The 21,849-nt window shown below is 44.3% G+C and carries 22 protein-coding genes; 21 read left to right on the top strand and 1 reads right to left on the bottom strand.

From position 1 onward, the window contains the following. Positions 1 to 18: 18 nt before the first annotated feature. The 9 genes from clpX to mutL all read left to right on the top strand — a co-directional run bounded on the left by clpX (position 19) and on the right by mutL (position 12,952). Positions 19 to 1,248 carry an ATP-dependent Clp protease ATP-binding subunit ClpX gene (gene clpX / locus P3L47_RS01970; RefSeq protein WP_277782516.1) on the top strand — a complete coding sequence of 410 codons (1,230 nt, stop codon included), beginning with the start codon at positions 19 to 21 and terminating at the stop codon, positions 1,246 to 1,248. Between the two features lie 28 nt (positions 1,249 to 1,276). After that, a complete protein-coding gene (gene recQ, locus P3L47_RS01965) occupies positions 1,277 to 3,457 on the top strand; it encodes a DNA helicase RecQ (protein ID WP_122363815.1) in 2,181 nt (726 codons plus the stop codon). A 206-nt stretch (positions 3,458 to 3,663) separates the two neighbouring features. Continuing rightward, complete coding sequence (gene guaB / locus P3L47_RS01960) at positions 3,664 to 5,139, top strand: IMP dehydrogenase (protein WP_122363816.1); 1,476 nt, start codon at positions 3,664 to 3,666, stop codon at positions 5,137 to 5,139. 109 nt (positions 5,140 to 5,248) lie between these two features. Next, the gene (locus tag P3L47_RS01955) at positions 5,249 to 6,838 is read left to right on the top strand and encodes a peptidylprolyl isomerase (RefSeq protein WP_345799065.1); all 1,590 of its coding nucleotides are present in this window, start codon (positions 5,249 to 5,251) and stop codon (positions 6,836 to 6,838) included. 13 nt (positions 6,839 to 6,851) lie between these two features. Then, positions 6,852 to 7,706, top strand: a complete 855-nt coding sequence (locus tag P3L47_RS01950) for a peptidyl-prolyl cis-trans isomerase (RefSeq protein WP_277782514.1) — start codon at positions 6,852 to 6,854, stop codon at positions 7,704 to 7,706. Between the two features lie 22 nt (positions 7,707 to 7,728). Then, complete coding sequence (locus tag P3L47_RS01945) at positions 7,729 to 9,093, top strand: peptidylprolyl isomerase (RefSeq protein ID WP_122363819.1); 1,365 nt, start codon at positions 7,729 to 7,731, stop codon at positions 9,091 to 9,093. Next, on the top strand, positions 9,090 to 10,724 hold the full coding sequence (locus P3L47_RS01940) for an OstA-like protein (RefSeq protein WP_277782513.1): 1,635 nt from the start codon (positions 9,090 to 9,092) through the stop codon (positions 10,722 to 10,724). The genes P3L47_RS01945 and P3L47_RS01940 overlap by 4 nt, the downstream gene beginning before the upstream one ends. Positions 10,725 to 10,751: 27 nt before the next feature. Then, complete coding sequence (locus P3L47_RS01935; RefSeq protein WP_122363821.1) at positions 10,752 to 11,057, top strand: hypothetical protein; 306 nt, start codon at positions 10,752 to 10,754, stop codon at positions 11,055 to 11,057. Next, complete coding sequence (gene mutL / locus P3L47_RS01930; protein WP_277782512.1) at positions 11,054 to 12,952, top strand: DNA mismatch repair endonuclease MutL; 1,899 nt, start codon at positions 11,054 to 11,056, stop codon at positions 12,950 to 12,952. The genes P3L47_RS01935 and mutL overlap by 4 nt, the downstream gene beginning before the upstream one ends. 156 nt (positions 12,953 to 13,108) lie before the next feature. Here mutL and P3L47_RS01925 read toward each other — a convergent pair whose 3' ends face one another. Next, positions 13,109 to 13,741 (bottom strand): HU family DNA-binding protein, encoded by a 633-nt coding sequence (locus P3L47_RS01925; protein WP_277782511.1) that lies wholly within the window; start codon positions 13,739 to 13,741, stop codon positions 13,109 to 13,111. On the opposite strand from P3L47_RS01925, the gene P3L47_RS01920 reads away from it, so the two are divergent. The 12 genes from P3L47_RS01920 to rpsC all read left to right on the top strand — a co-directional run bounded on the left by P3L47_RS01920 (position 13,733) and on the right by rpsC (position 21,836). After that, on the top strand, positions 13,733 to 14,077 hold the full coding sequence (locus P3L47_RS01920; RefSeq protein ID WP_233577292.1) for a DUF3874 domain-containing protein: 345 nt from the start codon (positions 13,733 to 13,735) through the stop codon (positions 14,075 to 14,077). The genes P3L47_RS01925 and P3L47_RS01920 overlap by 9 nt on opposite strands. A gap of 352 nt (positions 14,078 to 14,429) precedes the next feature. Beyond that, a complete protein-coding gene (gene rpsL, locus P3L47_RS01915) occupies positions 14,430 to 14,831 on the top strand; it encodes a 30S ribosomal protein S12 (RefSeq protein ID WP_009859549.1) in 402 nt (133 codons plus the stop codon). Positions 14,832 to 14,984: 153 nt separating this feature from the next. After that, positions 14,985 to 15,461, top strand: a complete 477-nt coding sequence (gene rpsG / locus P3L47_RS01910) for a 30S ribosomal protein S7 (protein WP_009859548.1) — start codon at positions 14,985 to 14,987, stop codon at positions 15,459 to 15,461. Positions 15,462 to 15,481: 20 nt separating this feature from the next. Then, positions 15,482 to 17,605, top strand: coding sequence for an elongation factor G (gene fusA, locus P3L47_RS01905; RefSeq protein WP_122363824.1), 2,124 nt, complete (start codon positions 15,482 to 15,484; stop codon positions 17,603 to 17,605). Positions 17,606 to 17,626: 21 nt separating this feature from the next. Continuing rightward, on the top strand, positions 17,627 to 17,932 hold the full coding sequence (gene rpsJ, locus P3L47_RS01900) for a 30S ribosomal protein S10 (protein WP_005634728.1): 306 nt from the start codon (positions 17,627 to 17,629) through the stop codon (positions 17,930 to 17,932). A 21-nt stretch (positions 17,933 to 17,953) separates the two neighbouring features. Next, positions 17,954 to 18,571 (top strand): 50S ribosomal protein L3, encoded by a 618-nt coding sequence (gene rplC, locus P3L47_RS01895; RefSeq protein WP_009859546.1) that lies wholly within the window; start codon positions 17,954 to 17,956, stop codon positions 18,569 to 18,571. Next, entirely contained in the window at positions 18,571 to 19,200 is a 630-nt protein-coding gene (gene rplD, locus P3L47_RS01890) for a 50S ribosomal protein L4 (protein WP_009859545.1), read from the top strand. The genes rplC and rplD overlap by 1 nt, the downstream gene beginning before the upstream one ends. Before the next feature lie 11 nt (positions 19,201 to 19,211). Continuing rightward, entirely contained in the window at positions 19,212 to 19,505 is a 294-nt protein-coding gene (rplW, locus tag P3L47_RS01885) for a 50S ribosomal protein L23 (RefSeq protein ID WP_122357131.1), read from the top strand. An 8-nt stretch (positions 19,506 to 19,513) separates the two neighbouring features. Continuing rightward, positions 19,514 to 20,338 (top strand): 50S ribosomal protein L2, encoded by an 825-nt coding sequence (rplB, locus tag P3L47_RS01880; RefSeq protein ID WP_009859543.1) that lies wholly within the window; start codon positions 19,514 to 19,516, stop codon positions 20,336 to 20,338. 20 nt (positions 20,339 to 20,358) lie between these two features. After that, positions 20,359 to 20,628 carry a 30S ribosomal protein S19 gene (gene rpsS / locus P3L47_RS01875; protein ID WP_122357134.1) on the top strand — a complete coding sequence of 90 codons (270 nt, stop codon included), beginning with the start codon at positions 20,359 to 20,361 and terminating at the stop codon, positions 20,626 to 20,628. A gap of 53 nt (positions 20,629 to 20,681) precedes the next feature. After that, positions 20,682 to 21,092 carry a 50S ribosomal protein L22 gene (gene rplV, locus P3L47_RS01870; RefSeq protein ID WP_009859542.1) on the top strand — a complete coding sequence of 137 codons (411 nt, stop codon included), beginning with the start codon at positions 20,682 to 20,684 and terminating at the stop codon, positions 21,090 to 21,092. A gap of 6 nt (positions 21,093 to 21,098) precedes the next feature. After that, a complete protein-coding gene (gene rpsC, locus P3L47_RS01865; RefSeq protein ID WP_009859541.1) occupies positions 21,099 to 21,836 on the top strand; it encodes a 30S ribosomal protein S3 in 738 nt (245 codons plus the stop codon). Positions 21,837 to 21,849: the final 13 nt, after the last annotated feature.

The raw sequence follows: 21,849 nt of genomic DNA, 5'->3' as shown, positions 1-21,849 counted from the left end.
TTAAATAAACAAAAATCTATGGCCAAAACAGGCGACGTTTGTACGTTTTGTGGGAGGAGCAGCCGGGACGTTAATATGTTGATAAATGGGATATCCGGTGCTATATGTGACGAGTGTGCACAGCAAGCGTATGAAATTGTAAAAGAACAACAGCCTGCCAGGAAAAGCTCTTTGGGTCTTGACCGGGCAGAACTGCCGAAGCCGGAGGATATAAAAAACTTTCTGGACCAATATGTGATCGGACAGGATGACGCCAAGCGCTACCTTTCTGTTTCGGTGTATAACCATTACAAGCGGTTACTTCAGAAAGTCACCTCGGATGATGTGGAGATCGAGAAATCTAATATTATTATGGTTGGCGCAACCGGTACGGGTAAAACTTTGCTGGCGCGTACGATCGCGAAATTACTGCATGTGCCGTTTGCTATTGTAGACGCTACGGTGCTGACTGAAGCCGGTTATGTAGGAGAAGATATTGAAAGTATTCTGACCCGTCTGTTGCAGGCTGCCGATTATGATGTGGATGCGGCACAGCGGGGAATTGTATTTATTGACGAGATAGATAAGATAGCACGTAAAAGTGACAATCCTTCTATAACCCGCGATGTCAGTGGTGAAGGTGTACAGCAGGGCTTGTTGAAGCTGTTGGAAGGTTCGATCGTAAACGTACCTCCCCAGGGCGGAAGAAAGCATCCTGAACAGAAAATGATTGCGGTGGATACAAAAAATATCCTGTTTGTCTGCGGGGGAGCCTTTGACGGAATCGAAAAGAAGATTGCTCAACGTCTGAACACCCGTGTCGTCGGATATTCTGCCAGCAAGGAAACTGCCCAGGTCGACAGGAATAATTTCCTGAAATACATTACGCCGACAGACCTGAAGTCGTTCGGATTGATTCCGGAGATCATCGGCCGTCTGCCTATTCTGACTTATTTGAACCCGCTTGACCGGAGCACGCTTCGCAGCATCCTGACAGAACCGAAGAATTCGATCATCAAACAGTATGTCAAACTGTTCGAGATGGACGCCATTAAACTGACGTTTGATGAAGATGTTTACGAATACATTGTAGACAAAGCTTTGGAATTTAAGCTGGGAGCCCGTGGTCTTCGTTCAATCGTCGAGGCTATCATGATGGATGCTATGTTCTGCATGCCGTCAGAAAAGAAAAAGAAACTCCATGTTACTTTGGAGTATGCGAAGGAGAAGTTTGAAAAATCAGATGTAAACCGTTTGCAGATAGCGTAATGCCTGCGGTTTGTAAAATATAATAAGTATGGCGAAGAAGGATAGTATAACTGAGCATTTAAAGACTCATTTTGGTTTTGATACCTTTAAAGGGAATCAGAAAGCAATCATTGAAAATGTGCTGGCCGGGAATGATACCTTTGTGTTGATGCCCACCGGCGGAGGTAAGTCTCTCTGTTACCAGTTGCCTTCTATTATGATGGAAGGTACGGCGATCGTAATTTCCCCCCTGATTGCTCTGATGAAGAATCAGGTAGATGCCATGCGTAATTTCAGTGAAGAAGATGGGGTAGCCCATTTTATCAATTCGTCGCTGAATAAGTCTGCCATCGACCAGGTGAAGGCTGATATAATGGCCGGTCGTACAAAATTATTGTATGTTGCCCCGGAGTCGCTGACCAAAGAGGAAAACGTGGAATTTCTGAAAAATGTGAATATCTCGTTCTATGCTGTCGACGAAGCGCATTGTATTTCTGAGTGGGGACATGATTTTCGTCCGGAGTATCGTCGGATACGCCCCATCATCAATGAAATAGGGAAACGTCCGTTGATCGCATTGACAGCCACTGCCACTCCGAAAGTGCAGCATGATATCCAGAAAAACCTGGGCATGATAGATGCTTCAGTTTTCAAATCCTCCTTTAACCGTTCTAATTTATATTACGAAGTTCGTCCGAAGGATGAAAATATAGACCGCGAGATCATTAAATATATTAAGGCCAACGAAGGTAAATCGGGTATTGTTTATTGTTTGAGTCGCAAGAAGGTGGAAGAGTTTGCCGATATTCTGAAAGCAAACGGGATCAAAGCCCTTGCCTATCATGCCGGAATGGATTCGGCGCAGCGTTCAGCCAATCAGGATGCGTTCCTGCTGGAAACGGCAGATGTCATTGTGGCTACTATCGCTTTCGGTATGGGTATCGATAAGCCGGACGTGCGTTATGTCATTCATTACGATATACCGAAAAGTCTCGAAGGTTATTACCAGGAGACAGGCCGTGCCGGCCGTGATGGCGGCGAAGGCCAGTGCATTGCCTTTTATGCTTACAAGGATTTGCAGAAGCTGGAAAAGTTTATGCAGGGAAAACCTGTAGCGGAGCAGGAGATCGGCAAACAGTTGTTGCTTGAAACAGCCGCTTATGCCGAGACTTCCGTGTGCCGCCGTAAAGTTCTGTTGCATTATTTTGGTGAAGAGTACCTGGAAGATAATTGTGGAAGTTGTGATAATTGTTTGAACCCCAAAAAGCAAGTGGAAGCGAAAGAATTATTGAGTGCAGTACTTGAAGTGATAAGTACGTTAAAGGAAAAATTTAAGGCAGACTATATTGTCAATATGTTGGTCGGAAACGAGACCTCCGAAATTCAATCTTACAAACACAATGAAATGGAAATCTTCGGTTCCGGAACGGACGAAGATGACAAGACCTGGAATGCAGTGATCCGTCAGGCACTGATCGCCGGGTATCTGACAAAAGATATCGAAAATTATGGTCTGCTGAAGATTTCGCCGAAAGGGAAAGACTTCATGAAGAAACCGGTGTCTTTCAAAATAACGAAGGATAACGAGTTTGAAGAAGAGGAAGAAGAAGTGCCGGTACGCGGTGGTGCTACTTGTGCTGTAGACCCGGTTCTTTATTCTATGATGAAAGATTTGCGTAAGAAATTGTCCAAACGTCTGGAAGTTCCTCCTTTTGTGATTTTCCAGGACCCGTCATTGGAAGCAATGGCTACCACTTATCCGGTGACGTTGGATGAATTGCAGAATATCCCCGGTGTCGGGGCCGGCAAGGCAAAACGCTACGGGCAGGAATTTATTACGCTGATCAAAAAACACGTCGAAGAAAACGAGATCGAACGTCCGGAAGATTTGCGTGTACGTACGGTTGCCAACAAATCGAAACTGAAAGTTTCCATTATCCAGCGGATCGACCGTAAGGTGGCTTTGGATGAGATCGCCTTGACGAATGGTCTTGAATTTAACGAATTGTTGGATGAGATCGAAGCGATCGTTTATTCCGGAACACGCATCAATATCGATTACTTTGTCAATGATGTGATGGACGAAGATCATGTGGAGGATATCTATGAATATTTCAAGGATTCTGAAACGGACGATCTGGAAGATGCGATCGAAGAATTGGGCGGTGATTATACGGAAGAAGAAATTCGTCTGGTACGCATTAAGTTCCTTTCAGAGATGGCCAATTAATACACGGTCCTTCTTAAACAGGAATTAAAAAGGTTCTTTCCCGCAAACTGAACTGCAGGAAGGGACCTTTTTAGTTTCCATCCGGGAGAAAATTCAGTTTCATTCGGATGAAAATTATATTTCTTTCGAAAGGAATTTTTCAAACATTGCATAGTTCCCGGAAAAATCGTATATTTGCGCGCAATAATTTTTAAAGCATACGTTTTATGTCATTTATTGCAGACAGGTTAGTTATGGACGGATTAACATTCGATGATGTATTGTTGATCCCTGCTTACTCAGAAGTTCTTCCCCGAAATGTCGACCTCACGACAAAGTTTTCACGAAACATTACGTTGAATATCCCGATGGTATCGGCGGCCATGGATACGGTTACCGAGGCAAAGATGGCTATCGCTATTGCCCGCGAAGGAGGAATCGGTGTTATTCACAAGAACATGACGATTGCTGAACAGGCAAAGCAGGTTCAGAGCGTTAAGCGTGCTGAAAACGGGATGATCTATGATCCCGTAACCATCACGAAAGGGAAACGTGTAGCCGATGCATTGGCTATGATGGCGGAATATAAGATCGGCGGCATACCTGTGGTGGACGAAGGCGGTTATCTGGTGGGTATTGTGACCAACCGCGACCTTCGTTTTGAAAGAGACATGAACCGTTCGATCGATGAGGTGATGACGAAAGAAAATCTGGTGGTGACGGATCAGTCGACTGACCTGGAAGCTGCTGCCCAGATACTTCAGGAACACAAGATCGAAAAACTGCCGGTGGTGGACAGCCATAATAAACTGATTGGGCTGGTAACCTATAAAGATATTACGAAAGCGAAAGATAAACCGTCTGCCTGCAAAGACTCTAAAGGACGTTTGCGCGTAGCTGCCGGTGTCGGTGTGACATTCAACACGTTCGAACGTGTTGCTGCCCTGGTGGAAGCCGGAGCAGATGCGCTGGTTATCGATACGGCTCACGGGCATTCGAAAGGAGTGGTCGATGTGCTGAAACAGATCAAAGCCCAGTATCCGGGTATCGACTGCGTGGTAGGTAATATCGCGACGGGCGATGCAGCCAGATACCTGGCAGATGCCGGAGCAGATGCTGTTAAAGTAGGTATCGGTCCGGGATCTATTTGTACGACCCGTGTGATTGCCGGAGTCGGTGTGCCGCAGTTGTCTGCGATCTATGATGTGGCAAAAGCACTCAACGGTACAGGCATTCCTTTGATTGCCGATGGCGGACTCCGCTATTCAGGCGATATCGTGAAAGCCATTGCTGCCGGCGGATCATCTGTGATGATGGGATCGTTGTTGGCGGGAGTTGAGGAATCACCGGGTGAAACAATTATTTTCAACGGACGTAAGTTTAAATCCTATCGTGGTATGGGATCGCTGGAAGCTATGCAGAAAGGATCGAAAGACCGTTATTTCCAGGATGTGGAAGACGATGTGAAGAAGCTGGTTCCGGAAGGTATTGCTGCCCGCGTACCTTATAAAGGTTCTCTGTTTGAAGTCATCTATCAGATGGTCGGCGGTCTGCGTGCCGGTATGGGATATTGCGGAGCCCATAATATTGAAGAACTGCACAAGGCTAAGTTTACCCGTATCACCAATGCCGGTGTACAGGAAAGCCATCCGCATGACGTTGCAATTACACAGGAAGCGCCTAATTATAGCCGTGGCGAATAATAAATGCGCATAAATCCCGTTATATAAAAAACACTAATTTAATCGGGTAGCATACTTTTTGGGGATGCTATCCGTTAGATTAGTGTTATTTTTGTAATGTGTACGTAGTATGATAAACGGATTTTTGATGAAAAAGTTACTTGTATTATCTTTGTTATTCGCTTGTTTAACCGGAGAAGCCGCTAATAAGGCAGACTCTGTAGTAATGACTGTGGCCGGAAAACAGGTATCGCTGGATGAGTTTGTTTTTATGGCACGGAAGAATGGTGAAGTTAATTTATCTGATCGTAAATCGTTGGAAAGTTATGTGGAGCTGTATAAAAACTTCAAGTTGAAAGTGGCGGCAGCAGAAGCAGCAGGTCTGGACAAGACGAAAGAGTTTACCGACGAGCTGGAAGGATACCGCGCTCAGTTGACATCGAGTTACTTGTCGGATAAAGACGGGGAAGAGGCTGCCGTTCGGGTTGAGTATGACCGCTTGGGAGAAGTCCTGGAGTTAAGCCATATCCTGTTCCGCCTGCCGGAGAAGACGGTTTCGAAAGATACGGTAGCTGTTTATGAAAAAGCCATGAAAGCCTATGAACGTATAAAGAACGGGGAAGATATTGCCGTTGTCGGTCAGGAGCTTACCAAGCTCGATTCTACCAAACAGACCGGATACGAATATACGCGTTGTCTGATGCCCATGCAGACTATAAAAGCGTTTGAAAATTACGCCTACTCCATGAAGCCGGGCGAATTATCCATGCCGGTTCGTTCTACCCTGGGATTTCATATCATCAAACTACATAGCCGCAAACCCAATCCGGGTATGCGTCATGTCGCTCACATCCTGATCCCGTTCCAGAAGGATTCTGTAACACGCAGTGATAGTGAAACGCTGGCTTTGGCTGAAGATGTTTATCAGAAGATACAGAACGGTGCCGACTTCGGGAAGCTGGCTGAAGAATATTCATCGGACGGAGCTTCGGCACGCAAAGGTGGCGAGCTGCCTTGGTTCGGTGTCGGAGAAATGGTGGAACCGTTTGAAAGAGGCGCCTTTGCCTTGAATACTCCGGGTGAACTTTCAAAGCCCGTCAAAACACGTTTCGGTTATCATATCATCAAACTGATTGAAAAGCGCGGAATACCTTCTTTCGAAGAAAAGAAAAAAACATGGTCACGCACGATGGCGCAGGGCGAACGTAATTTTGAATATTACAAGGCATTCGACGAACGCCTGAAAAAAGAATACGGCTATGTGTTCTATCCGGAAGCATATGCCGAACTGCAGGCTTTGTGTAATGATCATTTCCCTACCGATAAGGAATTCTATGAAAAGGCGAAGGATATGGATAAGACACTGATCCATTTGGTGGATACCGATTTCCCGCAGAGTGAGTTCGCTTACTATATTCAGCGCTGTCCGTTCTCGACAAAAACATATGCAGGTGATTTTATGCAGGAAGTGTTCGACCTGTTCGTCCGTGATATTGTCACGACAGCCGAACGTAAGAATCTCGAAACCAAACATCCTGAATTTATACATCTCATGCAGGAATATCGTGACGGCATCCTGTTGTTCAATATCAGTAACCAAAAAGTCTGGAGCAAGCCCGCTGCCGAACAATCCGAGCTGGAAAATGCCTGGTTGAAGGAGTTGAATAAGGAATATCCTGTTACGATTAACTGGAAATTGTTGAAAAAACTAAAGAAATAAGAAAGAGAAGGTTATGAAGTATTGCTTCATTTTTATAGCATTCGTATCTTTGCTGTGTTCTTGCAAACGGACCCAGCCCACCGACGATGCGGATGTGCTGGTAAGAGTGAAGGACCGGGCGTTGAAACGTTCGGATGTGGTTAGTCTGATTCCGCGGGGGACGTCCTCTGCGGATAGTTTGTTGTTAGCCGAAAGCTTTGTAAAGAAATGGGTGAAAGATGCCCTGGTTTACGAAGTCGCCCAGCGGAATCTGGGAAACGAAAAGGAAGAGGTCGACAAGCTGGTAGAAGAATACCGCCATTCGCTGGTCCGTTACCGTTATCAGGAGCGCCTGATCAAAGAGAAATTGTCGGCTGATATCCGCGAAAGCGATAAGCTGAACTATTATGAAGAGAATCAGAAAAAGTTTACACTCGATAAAGCCCTGATCAAAGGACTTTTCCTGAAGATACCGGCAGATGCTCCCGGTTTATCGGAAGTAAAGGGGTGGTACAAATCGACTTCTGAGGCTTCTTTGGAAAAAATTGAGAAGTATAGTGTGCAAAATGCCGCTATTTATGACTACTTTTACGACAAATGGGTGGATTTTGACGAAGTGATGGATAATATCCCTGTTCATGTATCCAATCCGAACGCCTATCTGAAGGCGAATAAATTCGTGGAAGTGGCAGACAGTAGTTATTGCTATCTGCTGAATATTAAGGAGTATCTTCCGGAAGGAAGTGTCGCTCCCTATGATTATGCCAGTGCGCAGATCACTGAGATGCTGATCAATCAGCGGAAAGTGGATTTTTTGAAGACGTTTGAAGAAGAGTTATATAAAGATGGAATCAGAGGAGGTGATGTAAAGTTTTATACGGAACCGTAATTTGTAACTTATAAAGGTAGATATGATGAAAAAGATTTTAACTGTATTCTTTCTTGCCTGCTTATCTTGTGTGGCAATGGCACAGGATAATGTGATTGATGAGATTGTGTGGGTGGTAGGAGATGATGCTATTTTACGTTCGGACGTAGAAGCGCAACGTTTGTATATGCAAAACGAAGGCGAACGTTTGGATGGCGATCCCTATTGTGTGATTCCGGAGCGGATGGCAATACAGAAACTGTACCTGAATCAGGCGAAGATCGACAGTATCGAGGCCAGCGAAAGCCAGGTGATACAACAGGCCGACCAGTGGGTGAACTGGGCGATCAACCAGATCGGATCACGGGAAAAGGTAGAGGAATATTTCGGAAAGAAAATCTCGCAGATACGGGATGAACAAAAGGAGAAGTTCCGCGAGCAGCAGATTGTATCGGAAATGCAGCGTAATCTGATCGGTGAGATCAAGTTGACACCTTCCGAGATCCGTAAGTTTTACAACCAGTTGTCGAAAGACAGTCTGCCGACTATCCCGACAACCGTGGAAGTACAGATCATTACTATCGAACCGAAGATCCCGTTCGATGTGACGGATGCCATCAAAGCCCGTCTGCGTGATTTCACAGAACAGATCAATAGCGGAAAGATGGAATTTTCCACACTGGCCCGTCTGTATTCGGAAGACCCGGGTTCGGCTGCACGTGGTGGTGAGCTGGGCTTTATGAGTAAGACCGACCTGTTGCCGGAGTTTGCCAACGTGGCGTTCAACCTCTCGGATCCGAAACGTGTGTCACAGATCGTACAGACTGAATATGGATACCATATCATCCAGCTGATCGAAAAACGTGGTAACCGTATCAACTGCCGTCATATCCTGTTGAAGCCGAAAGTGTCGGAAAAGGAACTGACTGACGCGACGGTTCGTATGGACTCTTTGTATACGGACCTGAAAGCTGATAAATTCTCGTTCGAGGAAGCCGCTACATTTGTTTCATACGATAAGGATACCCGTAACAACAAAGGGTTGATGGTGAATCAGAATCATGAAGGAAACAATTACGGTACTCCGAAATTTGAAATGCAGGAGCTCCCTCAGGAAGTAGGTAAAGTGGTGTATGATATGCAGGTGGGCGACATCTCCAAACCGTTTACCATGATTACCGACAAGCAGAAGGAAGTGGTTGCTATCGTTAAGTTGAAATCCCGTACAGAACAACATAAGGCGAATCTTTCTGATGACTTCCAGGCGATGAAGAATCTGGTGGAGCAGCAGAAGAGAGAAGAATTATTGGATAACTGGATCAAGAAAAAGCAAAAATCCACCTATGTTCGTATTGCCGAAGGATGGCGTAATTGCGATTTCAAGTATCCGGGTTGGGTGAAAGAATGAAAATTGTAAACAAGTATTTCCTTACAGGACTGTTCTGTCTGCTGATTGTTTGTGCCGGTGCACAAGCGCAGGATATTGTTCCCGTCAACCGGGATTCGGTTCCGGGAGAGACACTTACTGCCGATACAGTCACTACTAAAAAGACATTGGTTTATCTGTTGCATGCCGATACGGTGTCTTATGATAAGGACGTGATGAAGGCGGATGCACAGTTTTTGGAGGGAAATGTCAGTTTCCGGCACGACAGTTCGTATATGTATTGCGACAGTGCTTACTTTTTTGAGACAACCAATTCATTGGAAGCATTCAGTAATGTGCGGATGGAACAGGGCGATACCTTATTCGTGTATGGCAATTACCTGTTTTATGACGGCAATACGCAGATTGCTTACCTGCGCGAAAATGTCCGTATGGAGAACGGGGAGGTGACGCTTTTTACCGATAGCTTGAACTATGAACGTATTCCTGATATCGGCTATTATTTCGAGGGCGGTCTGATTGTCGATTCATTGAACCAGTTGTCTTCTTTCTACGGACAATATTCTCCGGGAACGAAGCTGGCAGTCTTCAATGATAGCGTGCGTTTGGAGAATCAGAATTTCACATTGTATTCGGATACGCTCCATTATGATACGGAATCGAAGATTGCCACTATACTGGGACCGTCGATTATAGTTTCCGACAGCGGCACGATCCATTCTTCCCGTGGTTGGTACAATACGGAGACAAGCACCGCTCTGTTGCTGGACCAGTCTGAAATCTATTCGGGCGACAAGATCCTGATCGGTGACTCTATTGCCTATGATCGGGATGCCGGTTTCGGTGAAGCTTTCGGGAATATGTGTCTGCGTGATACGGCTCAGAAGGTGATGCTGGAAGGACAATACGGTTTTTATAACGAACGGACGGAATATGCGTTTGCTACCGACAGTGCCCGTTTCCTGGAGTTTTCGCAGGGAGATACGCTGTATCTGCATGCCGATACGCTTGAGATGACGACGCTGGATTCGACAGCCCGTGAGATCAAGGCTTTCCACGGGGTGCGTTTTTATCGTACCGATATGCAGGGTGTTTGTGATTCCATGCAGTTTAATACGCGTGACTCTATATTATATATGTATGATAATCCGATCCTGTGGAATGAGCAATATCAGATATCCGGCGATACGATCGTTATCTATATGAATGACAGTACGATCGACTATGCACATGTGATCCAGTATGCGTTTGCTGTGCAGCATCTCGATTCGTCTTATTATAATCAGTTGAAAGGGAACGACCTGAAAGCCTATTTTGAAGGTCAGACTGTCCGGCAGATCGATGTTGAAGGGAATGCGGAATCCATCTTCTACCCGTTGGATAACGGTGCGATGATCGGTTTGAATGAAACCAAGAGCGGATTCCTGACAATTTGGGTGAAAGACAATGCTTTGGAACGGTTGAAGATATGGCCCAGTCCGCAAGGAAGCCTTACGCCGATACCCGACCTGAAGCCGGAGCAGAAAACACTGAAGGATTTTTATTGGTTCGATTACCTGCGTCCGAAAAACAAAGACGATATCTATCATGTGATACGGAAGAAAGTCGAAGACGCACCGGTTCGAAGTAATAAGTTTAAGCACGAGCAATAGCACATTAATTATTAAATTTAGTAAGTCATGGCACTTTTCTCATTTTATAATACACGTAAGCCCCGGCAGTTCAATCATAAGCCGATCTATTGGGATCCCCATAAGGAGGCGATGGAAGAACGCGTGCGTAAAATTAAGCGCGAGATGGGAATGGAAGAATCGCTGGAAGATTATAAGCCGCAGATCAAAGGAACTTTTGTTGAAGGTACTTCTCATCTGAAGAAAAGCCTTGACAGAGGCGACGATGCGCGAAGCCGTAAATATAAGAGTGCAAAACTAATCGTTGGCATTGCTGTCCTGGGTGCATTACTTTGGTTCCTGTTTTGGTCATGAGCGATATAATTCATTTATTACCAGATAGTATAGCCAATCAGATAGCGGCCGGTGAAGTCATTCAACGGCCTGCTTCCGTTGTAAAGGAACTGGTTGAGAATGCGATTGACGCAGGTGCCGGTCATATCCAGGTGAATATAAAGGATGCCGGTCGTACATTGATTCAGGTGGTCGATGACGGGAAAGGTATGTCCGAGACAGATGCCCGTATGGCATTCGAACGGCATGCCACTTCTAAAATATCTTCTGCCGAAGACCTCTTTTCCCTTCATACCATGGGCTTTCGCGGCGAAGCGTTGGCTTCTATTGCTGCAGTGGCCCATGTGGAATTGCGTACCCGTCTGAAAGGAACTGAACTGGGTACGAAGCTCTCTATTGCCGGATCCGACCTGGTCGATATAGAACCGGATGCTTGTACCGAGGGGAGTATCTTTTCGATCAAGAACTTGTTCTTCAATGTGCCTGCCCGTCGTAAATTCCTGAAATCGAATGAAACGGAGTTCCGTAATATCATCAATGAGTTCGAGCGGATCGCTTTGGTCAATCCGCAAGTGGCATTGGTACTGAATCATAATGATACCGAGATATTTAATTTGCCGGAATCCGGTTTGCGCCAGCGTATCATTAACGTATATGGCAAGAACCTGAACCAGAAGCTGCTTTCTGTGGATGCGCAAAGCTCGCTGGTCACTATCTCCGGTTTTGTAGGCCGTCCTGATTCCGCCAAGAAACGCGGTGCCCTGCAATACTTCTTTGTGAACGGCCGTTTCATGAAGCATCCCTATTTTCATAAGGCTGTCATGCAAGCCTATGAACAGTTGATCCCTTCCGGTGAACAACCCAATTATTTTATCTATTTTACGCTTGATCCGGCAACGATCGATGTAAATATCCATCCGACCAAGACCGAGATTAAGTTCGAAAATGAGCAGCCTATCTGGCAGATACTGATGGCGGCCACTCGTGAGGCGCTAGCCAAATCGAGTGCTATTCCTACCATTGATTTTGATGTGGAAGATGCGATAGACATACCGGTCTACAACCCTGTCAGGGAGGTTGATGGCTTTAAGGCACCGACCGTGCAGCTCGATTCGGGATATAACCCGTTCAAATCGTCTGCTCCGAGGTCTTCCTATTCGCCGTCGTCATCACCGGCTTCGTCTGCCGGAAAGTCGAATTTCGACTGGTCACAACTCTATCAGGGCTTTGAAAGCGACCGGGATGCCGTGCGTAAAGACCTGGAAATGATGGGAGAGGTGATCGATACGGAAGAGGATGAGTTGTCGGAACCGGTTGCACCGGTTGCTTCCGGCGAGACTTTGTTTGCAGAAACGACTACTCCCTGTTATCAGTATAAGGGACGTTATATTATCACTTCCTTGAAGTCCGGTCTGGCATTGATAGACCAGTACAGGGCGCACGTCCGCATCCTGTTCGACCAGTATCTGAACAATATGAGGCAACAGAAAGGGGCGTCGCAACAGGTTCTTTTCCCCGAAGTGATCGAATTTACAGCCGCCGAAGCTGCTGCATTGCCCGTTCTCCTGGACGATATGCGTTTTATCGGTTTCGATTTGTCCAATCTGGGAAATAATAGTTATGCTGTCAACGGCCTGCCTGCCGGACTGGAGAACGTCGACCAGGTGGTATTGATTAAGGATATCGTGAACCGTGCCATCGAGACCGGTTGCGAAGTGCATGAGGAGATCTGTGAAGCAATCGCCTTGTCGCTGGCTAAAGCAGCTGCTATCCGTCCGGGTAAAACCTTGTCGGCAGATGAAATGGATCACTTGATCGCCACGTTGTTTTCCTGTCCAAATTCGAATCTGACACCCGACGGAAAGACGATTATTTCCATGCTGACTGACGACGAGCTGGAGAAACGTTTCAAGTAAGAAAGCCTGTATTCGTCCTATTATTGTATGGATATTACCGGTCGGCAGATTTTCCTCCGTTTAATGCGATGGTAACCGGTATACCCTTCACCTGTCACCTTGATGTAATGGCCAGGTGAACAGCTTGTTAAGGTGAAACCAGACGTTTCACCTTTGTTATTTTCTGTAATTCCCGGGAACCGGTGCGTACACAGGAAAACGGTATAACCCTTCCTTCCTGAGTTTCCCTTCCTGCACCAGTTGGGCCAGTCTGCGATTGGCCGTTCCTTTGGTGAAACAACACAGATCCTGAAATTTTTCCCGGCTGATGGATGGATGATCGAGAAAATATCCGGTCAGCAGGTTGTCCACTTCTATTTCTGAATAGCTGGCAGAATGATTTTTCCGTGTGGTGCGTACGAAGTGGGTTGTTTTCAGTGCATCCTTCAAGGCTATCTCCGGTCGGAAGGCTACCGACTTGAAATGTACCGACTCGGCACGTATTTCTTTGGGATATTTAACCGGAGGACATTGCAGAGTCATCTGCAGATACCCCAATCCATTAATGTGAACACGGTCGCCGCGCCGCAAATGTTCGGTTATCATCTTGCTGAGCGAGATGAGTGTAGCATGGATATCAGCGGTTGTCAACGTGCTCCGGCCATGTATTTCTTCAGCCAGTTCTTCCGTACTTATTGTTCCGTTTGTTACTATGCGTGCGTGTAGACGCGGTTTTCTCTTGCTACCGGGAGGTATTGTTTTCTTTGTGTTGAGATAGAAGAGAAGATCGACTGTTCGCCTGTGGATCATGCCCAGCTGTATGCCCAATTGAAAGCGGAATTACTTGCCGGCGAACGTTATTGGTTTACGGGGGAAGAAGAAGCAAAGATAATGGCTTCGAATGCTGCTTTCTATAAGAGTCCGGTCGAGGAGGAGGTGTTTTACTCTTGCTTTCGTCCGGCCGAATATGGTGAGGAAGCATTGTCTCTTTCGTCTGCCGAAATCTTCAAACGATTGAAAAAATTTAATCCGGCAGCTATGCGAAGCGTATCGGTAGCCAATTTCGGCAAATTGCTGGTTGCTATGGGTGTGGAACGCAAACATACCAAGTATGGAAACTTTTATCAGGTGGTGTCACTGCAATAGATTGACAAATAGAGTATTGCAAGCAGTGACGGGTGAAGGGTAGTTGTGTTGTTTCTGTTGTAGATATACTTTTAGCTTATTATTTATGTGTGCGAAGGATGCCGGCAAGCCCCGTTGGTTTTAAGCCGGCGGGGCTTCGTGTTAAATAATAATAAATAGTTTAAATTCGAATGTTATAGAGCAGAATCAAACGGAAACTATTACGTAACTTTGCACCGTTTTTAGCGCGGATTATGCAGAAAAAGAGTTGTAACTCGTTGGTTATACGGAAATAATGCGTATCTTTGCAGCCTGAAATAGAAAAAGAGATAAATATAATTATAACACATTCAAAGTTTAAAAAGAAAAAGAAATGCCTACAATTCAGCAATTAGTTAGAAAAGGAAGGGAAACTTTGGTGGTAAAAGGTAAATCACCTGCACTGGATGCATGTCCTCAGAGACGTGGCGTTTGTGTACGTGTGTATACTACAACCCCGAAAAAGCCTAACTCTGCAATGCGTAAAGTAGCGAGAGTTCGTTTGACAAATGGTAAAGAAGTAAACTCTTACATTCCGGGAGAAGGACATAACCTGCAGGAACACTCTATCGTATTAGTACGTGGTGGTCGTGTAAAGGACCTTCCTGGTGTACGTTATCACATTGTACGTGGTACCTTGGATACAGCTGGCGTTAACGGTCGTACTCAGCGTCGTTCTAAATACGGTGCAAAACGTCCTAAAGCAGGTGCTGCTCCAGCAAAAGGAAAGAAGTAAAAATCACCCTTTCAAACTGAGAATTTAAATTTAAGTATTAAAGCTGGTTTGAGTTATTTGGATAGGCTATAGGTTGAGTAAATGGTTCAGCGGAACCGTTGAAGACAAAGTTAAAAAGGCAACCAAAGACAAAAACGAAATTTTTGAAACAAAATGAGAAAAGCAAAACCAAAGAAAAGACAGATCCTGCCGGATCCTGTTTTCGGTGATGTAAAGGTTACGAGATTCGTTAACCATTTAATGTATGATGGCAAGAAAAATACTGCCTTCGAAATTTTCTATTCCGCTCTGGAAAACGTTAAGGCTAAATTGCCTAACGAAGAAAAGTCTGCTCTCGAAATTTGGAAAGCTGCACTCGACAATATTACCCCTCAAGTCGAAGTGAAGTCACGCCGTGTAGGTGGTGCTACTTTCCAGGTACCTACTGAAATTCGCCCCGATCGTAAAGAATCAATTTCTATGAAGAACCTTATTATCTTCTCACGTAAGAGAGGTGGTAAGACAATGTCTGACAAGCTGTCTGCAGAGATTGTAGATGCTTACAACAACCAGGGCGGCGCATTCAAAAGAAAAGAAGATATGCATCGTATGGCTGAAGCTAACCGTGCATTCGCTCACTTCAGATTTTAATTTAGCATAAAGGATATACAATGGCAAACGATAAACAATTAATGTTTACAAGAAACATCGGTATCATGGCGCACATCGATGCAGGTAAGACTACGACTTCTGAACGTATTCTTTTCTACACAGGTTTGACGCATAAGATCGGTGAAACACATGATGGTACTGCTACCATGGACTGGATGGCTCAGGAGCAGGAACGTGGTATTACAATTACTTCTGCTGCTACAACAACTTTCTGGAACTACTTGGGTGACAAGTATAAGATCAACTTGATCGACACTCCGGGACACGTTGACTTCACAGTAGAGGTTGAACGTTCACTTCGTGTACTGGATGGTGCTGTTGCTACTTTTTGTGCAGTAGGTGGTGTTGAACCTCAGTCTGAAACTGTATGGCGTCAGGCTGATAAATATAATGTACCTCGTATCGGTTACGTTAACAAAATGGACCGTTCTGGTGCAAACTATTACGAAGTTATCCGTCAGATGAAGGATGTACTGGGTGCTCATCCGTGTCCTATCCAGATTCCTATCGGTGCAGAAGAAACTTTCAAAGGTGTAGTAGACCTCATTAAGATGAAAGCTATTTTCTGGCATGACGAATCAATGGGTGCTGAATATTCAGTTGAAGAAATTCCTGCTGACCTGCAGGCTGAAGCTGAAGAATGGCGCGACAAAATGTTGGAAGCATTGGCTGAATGTGATGATGCTATTATGGAAAAATACTTCGATGATCCTTCTACTATCACAGAAGAAGAAATCAAGGTGGCTATCCGTAAAGGTACATTGGCTATGCAGATCAACCCGATGACTTGTGGTTCTTCTTTCAAGAACAAAGGTGTTCAGACATTGCTTGACGCTGTGTGTGCATTCCTGCCTTCTCCTGAAGATACTCCTGCTATCGAAGGTACTGATCCTAATGATCCCGAAAAAGTAATTATCCGTAAGCCGTTGTTTGAAGAACCGTTGACTGCTTTGGCATTTAAGATTGCAACAGACCCTTATGTAGGACGTTTGTGCTTCTTCCGTGTGTATGCAGGTTCATTGAATGCAGGTTCTTACGTTTACAATACTCGTTCAGGTAAGAAAGAACGTATTTCTCGTCTGTTCCAGATGCACTCAAACAAACAGAACCCGATGGAAACTATCGGTTGTGGTGATATTGGTGCAGGTGTAGGTTTCAAAGATATCCGTACTGGTGATACTTTGTGTGACGAAAATCATCCGATCACATTGGAATCTATGGACTTCCCGGATCCGGTTATCGGTATCGCAGTAGAGCCTAAAACTCAGAAAGACCTGGATAAACTGGGTATGGGATTGGCTAAGCTGGCTGAAGAAGATCCTACATTCCGTGTACAGACTAACGAAGAAACAGGTCAGACTGTTATTAGCGGTATGGGTGAGCTTCACCTCGATATCATCGTTGACCGTTTGCGTCGTGAGTTTAAGGTTGAATGTAATCAGGGTAAACCTCAGGTTACTTATAAAGAAGCTATCACTAAGCCTGTTGAACTTCGTGAAGTTTATAAGAAACAGTCTGGTGGTCGTGGTAAGTTTGCTGATATCATCGTTCGCGTTGAACCGGCTGACGAAAATTTCGAAGGTACTCTGCAGTTCATTGACGAAGTAAAGGGTGGTAACGTTCCTAAAGAATTTATCCCTTCTGTTCAGAAAGGTTTCGAAAAGGCTATGAAGAACGGTATCCTTGCCGGTTATCCGTTGGATAAGCTGAAAGTGACTTTGATCGATGGTTCATTCCACCCGGTTGACTCTGACCAGTTGTCATTCGAAATCTGTGCTATTCAGGCATTCAAGAACGCTTCTGAAAAGGCAGGTCCTGCTTTGATGGAACCGATCATGCAGATGGAGGTTGTTACTCCGGAAGAGAGCATGGGTGATGTTATCGGTGACTTGAACAAACGTCGCGGTCAAGTAGAAGGCATGGAAACAAGCCGTACCGGTGCACGTGTTGTTAAAGCGAAAGTGCCTTTGGCAGAAACATTCGGTTATGTAACTGCTTTGCGTACTATCACTTCAGGTCGTGCAACATCTTCAATGCAGTTCTCTCACTATGCTCAGGTATCTTCTTCTATCGCTAAGCAGGTACTGACAGAAGTACAGGGTCGTGCTGATTTGATCAAATAATTTAGAAACATATATAACAATATGAGCCAAAAGATCAGAATTAAATTAAAGTCTTACGATTATTCTCTGGTAGACAAGTCTGCCGAGAAGATCGTGAAGACGGTAAAGGCTACAGGTGCTGTTGTTAGCGGACCGATTCCTCTGCCTACACACAAGCGTATCTTTACTGTGAACCGCTCTACTTTCGTTAATAAGAAATCACGTGAGCAGTTCGAACTGTCATCTTATAAAAGATTGATAGATATCTATAGCTCAACTGCAAAAACAGTTGACGCATTGATGAAGCTGGAATTACCCAGCGGTGTTGAAGTAGAAATTAAAGTGTGAGTTATTTAAAAATTAAGTGAAATGCCAGGATTATTAGGAAAAAAAATCGGAATGACATCCGTTTTCAGTGCCGAGGGAAAGAATCTTCCATGCACTGTTATCGAAGTGGGTCCTTGTGTTGTTACACAGATTAAGACTTTGGAAAAAGATGGCTATGAAGCTGTACAGTTAGGTTTCGAAGACAAAAAAGAGAAACATACTACACAGCCTGAAATGGGTCACTTCAAAAAAGCCGGTGTAACTCCCAAGAGATACTTGGCCGAGTTCAAGAATTTTGAAACTGCATACAATCTGGGTGACGTGATCACTGTGGATTATCTGGAAAATGCAGGTTTCGTTGATGTAGTTGGTACATCAAAAGGTAAAGGTTTCCAGGGTGTAGTAAAACGTCATGGTTTCGGTGGTGTAGGTCAGACTACTCACGGTCAGCATAACCGTTTGCGTGCTCCCGGTGGTATTGGTGCTTGTTCTTACCCTGCAAAGGTATTCAAGGGCATGCGTATGGCCGGACAGATGGGTAATGAACGTGTAACAGTTCAGAACCTGGAAGTGATCAAGGTAATGCCGGAACACAATCTTTTATTGGTTAAAGGATCTGTTCCAGGAGCAAAAGGTTCAATCGTATTAATTGAAAAGTAATGGAACTGAGCGTATTTAATATTAAAGGTGAAGATACCGGAAGAAAGGTAACTTTGAACGATGCTATCTTCGGCATTGAACCCAATGATCATGCCATCTACCTGGATGTAAAACAGTATTTGGCTAACCAGCGTCAGGGTACTCACAAATCGAAAGAAAGAAGTGAGATCTCTGGTAGTACACGCAAACTGATCCGTCAGAAAGGTGGTGGTGGAGCCCGTCGTGGTGATATCAACTCTCCTGTATTGGTTGGTGGTGCTCGCGTTTTCGGTCCGAAACCGAGAGATTATGAGTTCAAATTGAATAAGAAGGTAAAAGGTCTGGCTCGTAAGTCTGCTTTGGCTTATAAAGCTAAAAATAATGCAATTGTAGTTGTAGAAGATTTCGCTCTGGAAGCTCCGAAGACTAAAGAATTTGTAACAATTGCTAAAAACCTGAAAGTGGCTGATAAAAAGTTACTTATGGTTTTACCGGAGAAAAATAATTTTGTATATTTGTCGGCTCGTAATTTAGAAAAGACAAATGTTATAACAGCTTCTGAATTAAACACATACAAAGTGCTTGATGCAGCTAATTTGGTTTTGACTGAAAGCTCTGTTGCTGTTATAGAAAAACTTTTTAATGCATAAGGAGTAAAGAAATGGGAATTATCATTAAACCTATAGTAACAGAGAAGCAAACAGCGATTACAGAAAAAATGGCTAATCGCTATGGTTTTCGTGTTTCTCCTGATGCCAACAAGTTGGAGATCAAAAAAGCTGTACAGGATATGTATAATGTAACCGTAGTTGATGTTAACACCATCAACTACTCTGGCAAGCAGAAAAGCCGTTATACAAAATCAGGTATTATCAATGGTAAACAATCAGCTTTTAAGAAGGCAATCGTAACGTTGAAAGAAGGAGAAACAATAGATTTCTTTAGTAATATCTAAAAAAAGAAATGGGAATACGTAAATTAAAGCCCACAACACCGGGGCAGAGACACAAAGTTATTGGTGCATTTGATAAAATCACTGCAAGTACACCAGAGAAGTCTCTTGTGGTAGGTAAGAGCAGTACTGGTGGTCGTAACAACACAGGTAAGATGACTATGCGTTATCTTGGTGGCGGTCACAAACAAAAGTACAGAATTATCGATTTCAAGAGAAATAAAGATGGCATTCCTGCAACAGTAAAGTCTATCGAGTACGATCCAAACCGTACTTCTCGTATCGCTTTATTGTATTATGCTGACGGAGCAAAGAGCTATATCATCGCTCCGAACGGCTTGGAAGTTGGCCAGACAGTGGTTTCAGGTAGCGATGCCGCTCCTGAGGTAGGTAATACTTTGCCTATGGCAAATATTCCCGTTGGTACTATTATTCACAATATTGAGCTTCGTCCTGGACAGGGTGCTAAAATGGTACGTTCTGCAGGTGCATTTGCTCAGTTGACTTCTAAAGAAGGTGCTTATGCAATTATTAAGATGCCTTCTGGCGAAACCAGAAAGATTCTTGCTGCATGTAAGGCTACAATTGGTAGTGTAGGTAACTCAGACCATGGTCTTGAAAAATCAGGTAAAGCCGGTCGCTCTAGATGGTTAGGTCGTCGTCCTCACAACCGTGGTGTTGTAATGAACCCGGTTGATCACCCAATGGGTGGTGGTGAAGGTCGTGCTTCCGGAGGTCATCCAAGATCTCGTACAGGCTTGTATGCTAAGGGCTTGAAGACAAGAGCACCGAAGAAGCATTCTTCAAAGTATATTATTGAAAGAAGAAAGAAATAATCTGATTAATTAAGTAAACTATGAGTCGTTCACTAAAAAAAGGCCCGTATATTAACGTAAAGCTGGAAAAGAAAGTCTTGACTATGAATGAGTCAGGAAAGAAAGCCGTAGTTAAGACATGGGCAAGAGCTTCAATGATCTCGCCTGATTTCGTAGGCCATACTATTGCAGTTCACAATGGAAATAAATTTATTCCTGTTTTTGTAACCGAGAATATGGTAGGTCACAAGTTGGGAGAATTTTCACCAACTCGTACGTTCCGTGGTCACGCCGGTAACAAGAAGAAATAATTATCGGTAGTAACAGGAATTCAGGAATCTGAAAATAAAAAGAATCAATAAAAATGGGTGCTAGAAAAAGAATATCAGCTGAAGCAAGAAAAGAAGCCCAAAAGACCATGTACTTCGCAAAATTGCGTAATGTACCTACTTCTCCGCGTAAGATGCGTCTCGTTGTAGACATGATCCGCGGTATGGAAGTATTCCGTGCACTTGGTGTTTTGAAGTTTTCTAACAAGGAAGCTGCAGCAAGAGTAGAAAAATTGCTTCGTTCAGCAATTGCCAATTGGGAGCAGAAAAATGAACGTAAAGCAGAAACTGGTGAGTTGTTTGTTTCTTCAATCAGCGTAGACTGCGCTACTACATTGAAGAGAATGCGTCCGGCTCCCCAGGGTAGAGGATACAGAATTCGTAAACGTTCGAACCATGTAACCTTGTTTGTGGATACACTTAGTAAAAACGATAGTCAAAATTAATTGTAGATGGGACAAAAAGTTAATCCGGTTAGTAATCGTTTAGGAATCATCCGTGGTTGGGATTCCAATTGGTATGGCGGCAAGAATTACGGAGATACTTTGCTGGAAGATAGCAAAATTCGTAAATATCTGAATGCTCGTCTTGCTAAAGCTAGTGTATCTCGTATCGTTATTGAACGTACGCTTAAGTTGATCACAATAACAGTTTGCACATCACGTCCGGGCATTATCATCGGTAAAGGTGGTCAGGAAGTTGATAAATTGAAAGAAGAGTTGAAAAAGATTACCGACAAAGAAGTTCAGATCAACATCTTTGAGGTAAAAAGACCCGAATTAGACGCAGTCATTGTTGCAAACAATATTGCTCGTCAGCTTGAAGGAAAAATTGCTTACCGTCGTGCTATCAAGATGGCTATCGCCTCTACCATGAGAATGGGTGCCGAAGGTATTAAAGTGCAAGTATCTGGTCGTTTGAATGGTGCTGAAATGGCCCGTTCTGAAATGTACAAAGAAGGAAGAACTCCGTTACACACTCTGAGAGCAGATATCGATTACGCTTTGGCTGAAGCGTTGACGAAAGTTGGCTTGCTGGGTATCAAGGTGTGGATCTGCCGTGGTGAAGTTTATGGTAAGAGAGATCTTGCTCCTTCATTCACTGCCTCTAAAGATTCAGGCCGCAGAAATGACAATGCCGGTGGCAACAGAGGAGATAAAAACTTCAAGAGAAAGAAAGCTAATCGTTAAACGTTAGAATTAA

Source organism: Parabacteroides chongii (assembly GCF_029581355.1).
Taxonomy (GTDB): domain Bacteria; phylum Bacteroidota; class Bacteroidia; order Bacteroidales; family Tannerellaceae; genus Parabacteroides; species Parabacteroides chongii.
Note: the sequence above shows the minus strand (reverse complement) of the source record. Positions and strands in the feature narration are given on the sequence as shown.

What these genes read in the sequence shown, in the direction of transcription:
- mutL (WP_277782512.1), top strand. Translation starts at nt 11,054, where the DNA reads ATGAGCGATATAATTCATTTATTACCAGATAGTATAGCCAATCAGATA.
- rpsL (WP_009859549.1), top strand. Translation starts at nt 14,430, where the DNA reads ATGCCTACAATTCAGCAATTAGTTAGAAAAGGAAGGGAAACTTTGGTG.
- rplW (WP_122357131.1), top strand. Translation starts at nt 19,212, where the DNA reads ATGGGAATTATCATTAAACCTATAGTAACAGAGAAGCAAACAGCGATT.
- guaB (WP_122363816.1), top strand. Translation starts at nt 3,664, where the DNA reads ATGTCATTTATTGCAGACAGGTTAGTTATGGACGGATTAACATTCGAT.
- fusA (WP_122363824.1), top strand. Translation starts at nt 15,482, where the DNA reads ATGGCAAACGATAAACAATTAATGTTTACAAGAAACATCGGTATCATG.
- clpX (WP_277782516.1), top strand. Translation starts at nt 19, where the DNA reads ATGGCCAAAACAGGCGACGTTTGTACGTTTTGTGGGAGGAGCAGCCGG.
- rplB (WP_009859543.1), top strand. Translation starts at nt 19,514, where the DNA reads ATGGGAATACGTAAATTAAAGCCCACAACACCGGGGCAGAGACACAAA.
- P3L47_RS01935 (WP_122363821.1), top strand. Translation starts at nt 10,752, where the DNA reads ATGGCACTTTTCTCATTTTATAATACACGTAAGCCCCGGCAGTTCAAT.
- rpsG (WP_009859548.1), top strand. Translation starts at nt 14,985, where the DNA reads ATGAGAAAAGCAAAACCAAAGAAAAGACAGATCCTGCCGGATCCTGTT.
- P3L47_RS01950 (WP_277782514.1), top strand. Translation starts at nt 6,852, where the DNA reads ATGAAGTATTGCTTCATTTTTATAGCATTCGTATCTTTGCTGTGTTCT.
- rpsC (WP_009859541.1), top strand. Translation starts at nt 21,099, where the DNA reads ATGGGACAAAAAGTTAATCCGGTTAGTAATCGTTTAGGAATCATCCGT.
- rplC (WP_009859546.1), top strand. Translation starts at nt 17,954, where the DNA reads ATGCCAGGATTATTAGGAAAAAAAATCGGAATGACATCCGTTTTCAGT.
- P3L47_RS01945 (WP_122363819.1), top strand. Translation starts at nt 7,729, where the DNA reads ATGATGAAAAAGATTTTAACTGTATTCTTTCTTGCCTGCTTATCTTGT.
- recQ (WP_122363815.1), top strand. Translation starts at nt 1,277, where the DNA reads ATGGCGAAGAAGGATAGTATAACTGAGCATTTAAAGACTCATTTTGGT.
- rpsS (WP_122357134.1), top strand. Translation starts at nt 20,359, where the DNA reads ATGAGTCGTTCACTAAAAAAAGGCCCGTATATTAACGTAAAGCTGGAA.
- P3L47_RS01940 (WP_277782513.1), top strand. Translation starts at nt 9,090, where the DNA reads ATGAAAATTGTAAACAAGTATTTCCTTACAGGACTGTTCTGTCTGCTG.
- rplV (WP_009859542.1), top strand. Translation starts at nt 20,682, where the DNA reads ATGGGTGCTAGAAAAAGAATATCAGCTGAAGCAAGAAAAGAAGCCCAA.
- P3L47_RS01925 (WP_277782511.1), bottom strand. Translation starts at nt 13,741, where the DNA reads ATGATCCACAGGCGAACAGTCGATCTTCTCTTCTATCTCAACACAAAG.
- P3L47_RS01955 (WP_345799065.1), top strand. Translation starts at nt 5,249, where the DNA reads ATGATAAACGGATTTTTGATGAAAAAGTTACTTGTATTATCTTTGTTA.
- rplD (WP_009859545.1), top strand. Translation starts at nt 18,571, where the DNA reads ATGGAACTGAGCGTATTTAATATTAAAGGTGAAGATACCGGAAGAAAG.
- rpsJ (WP_005634728.1), top strand. Translation starts at nt 17,627, where the DNA reads ATGAGCCAAAAGATCAGAATTAAATTAAAGTCTTACGATTATTCTCTG.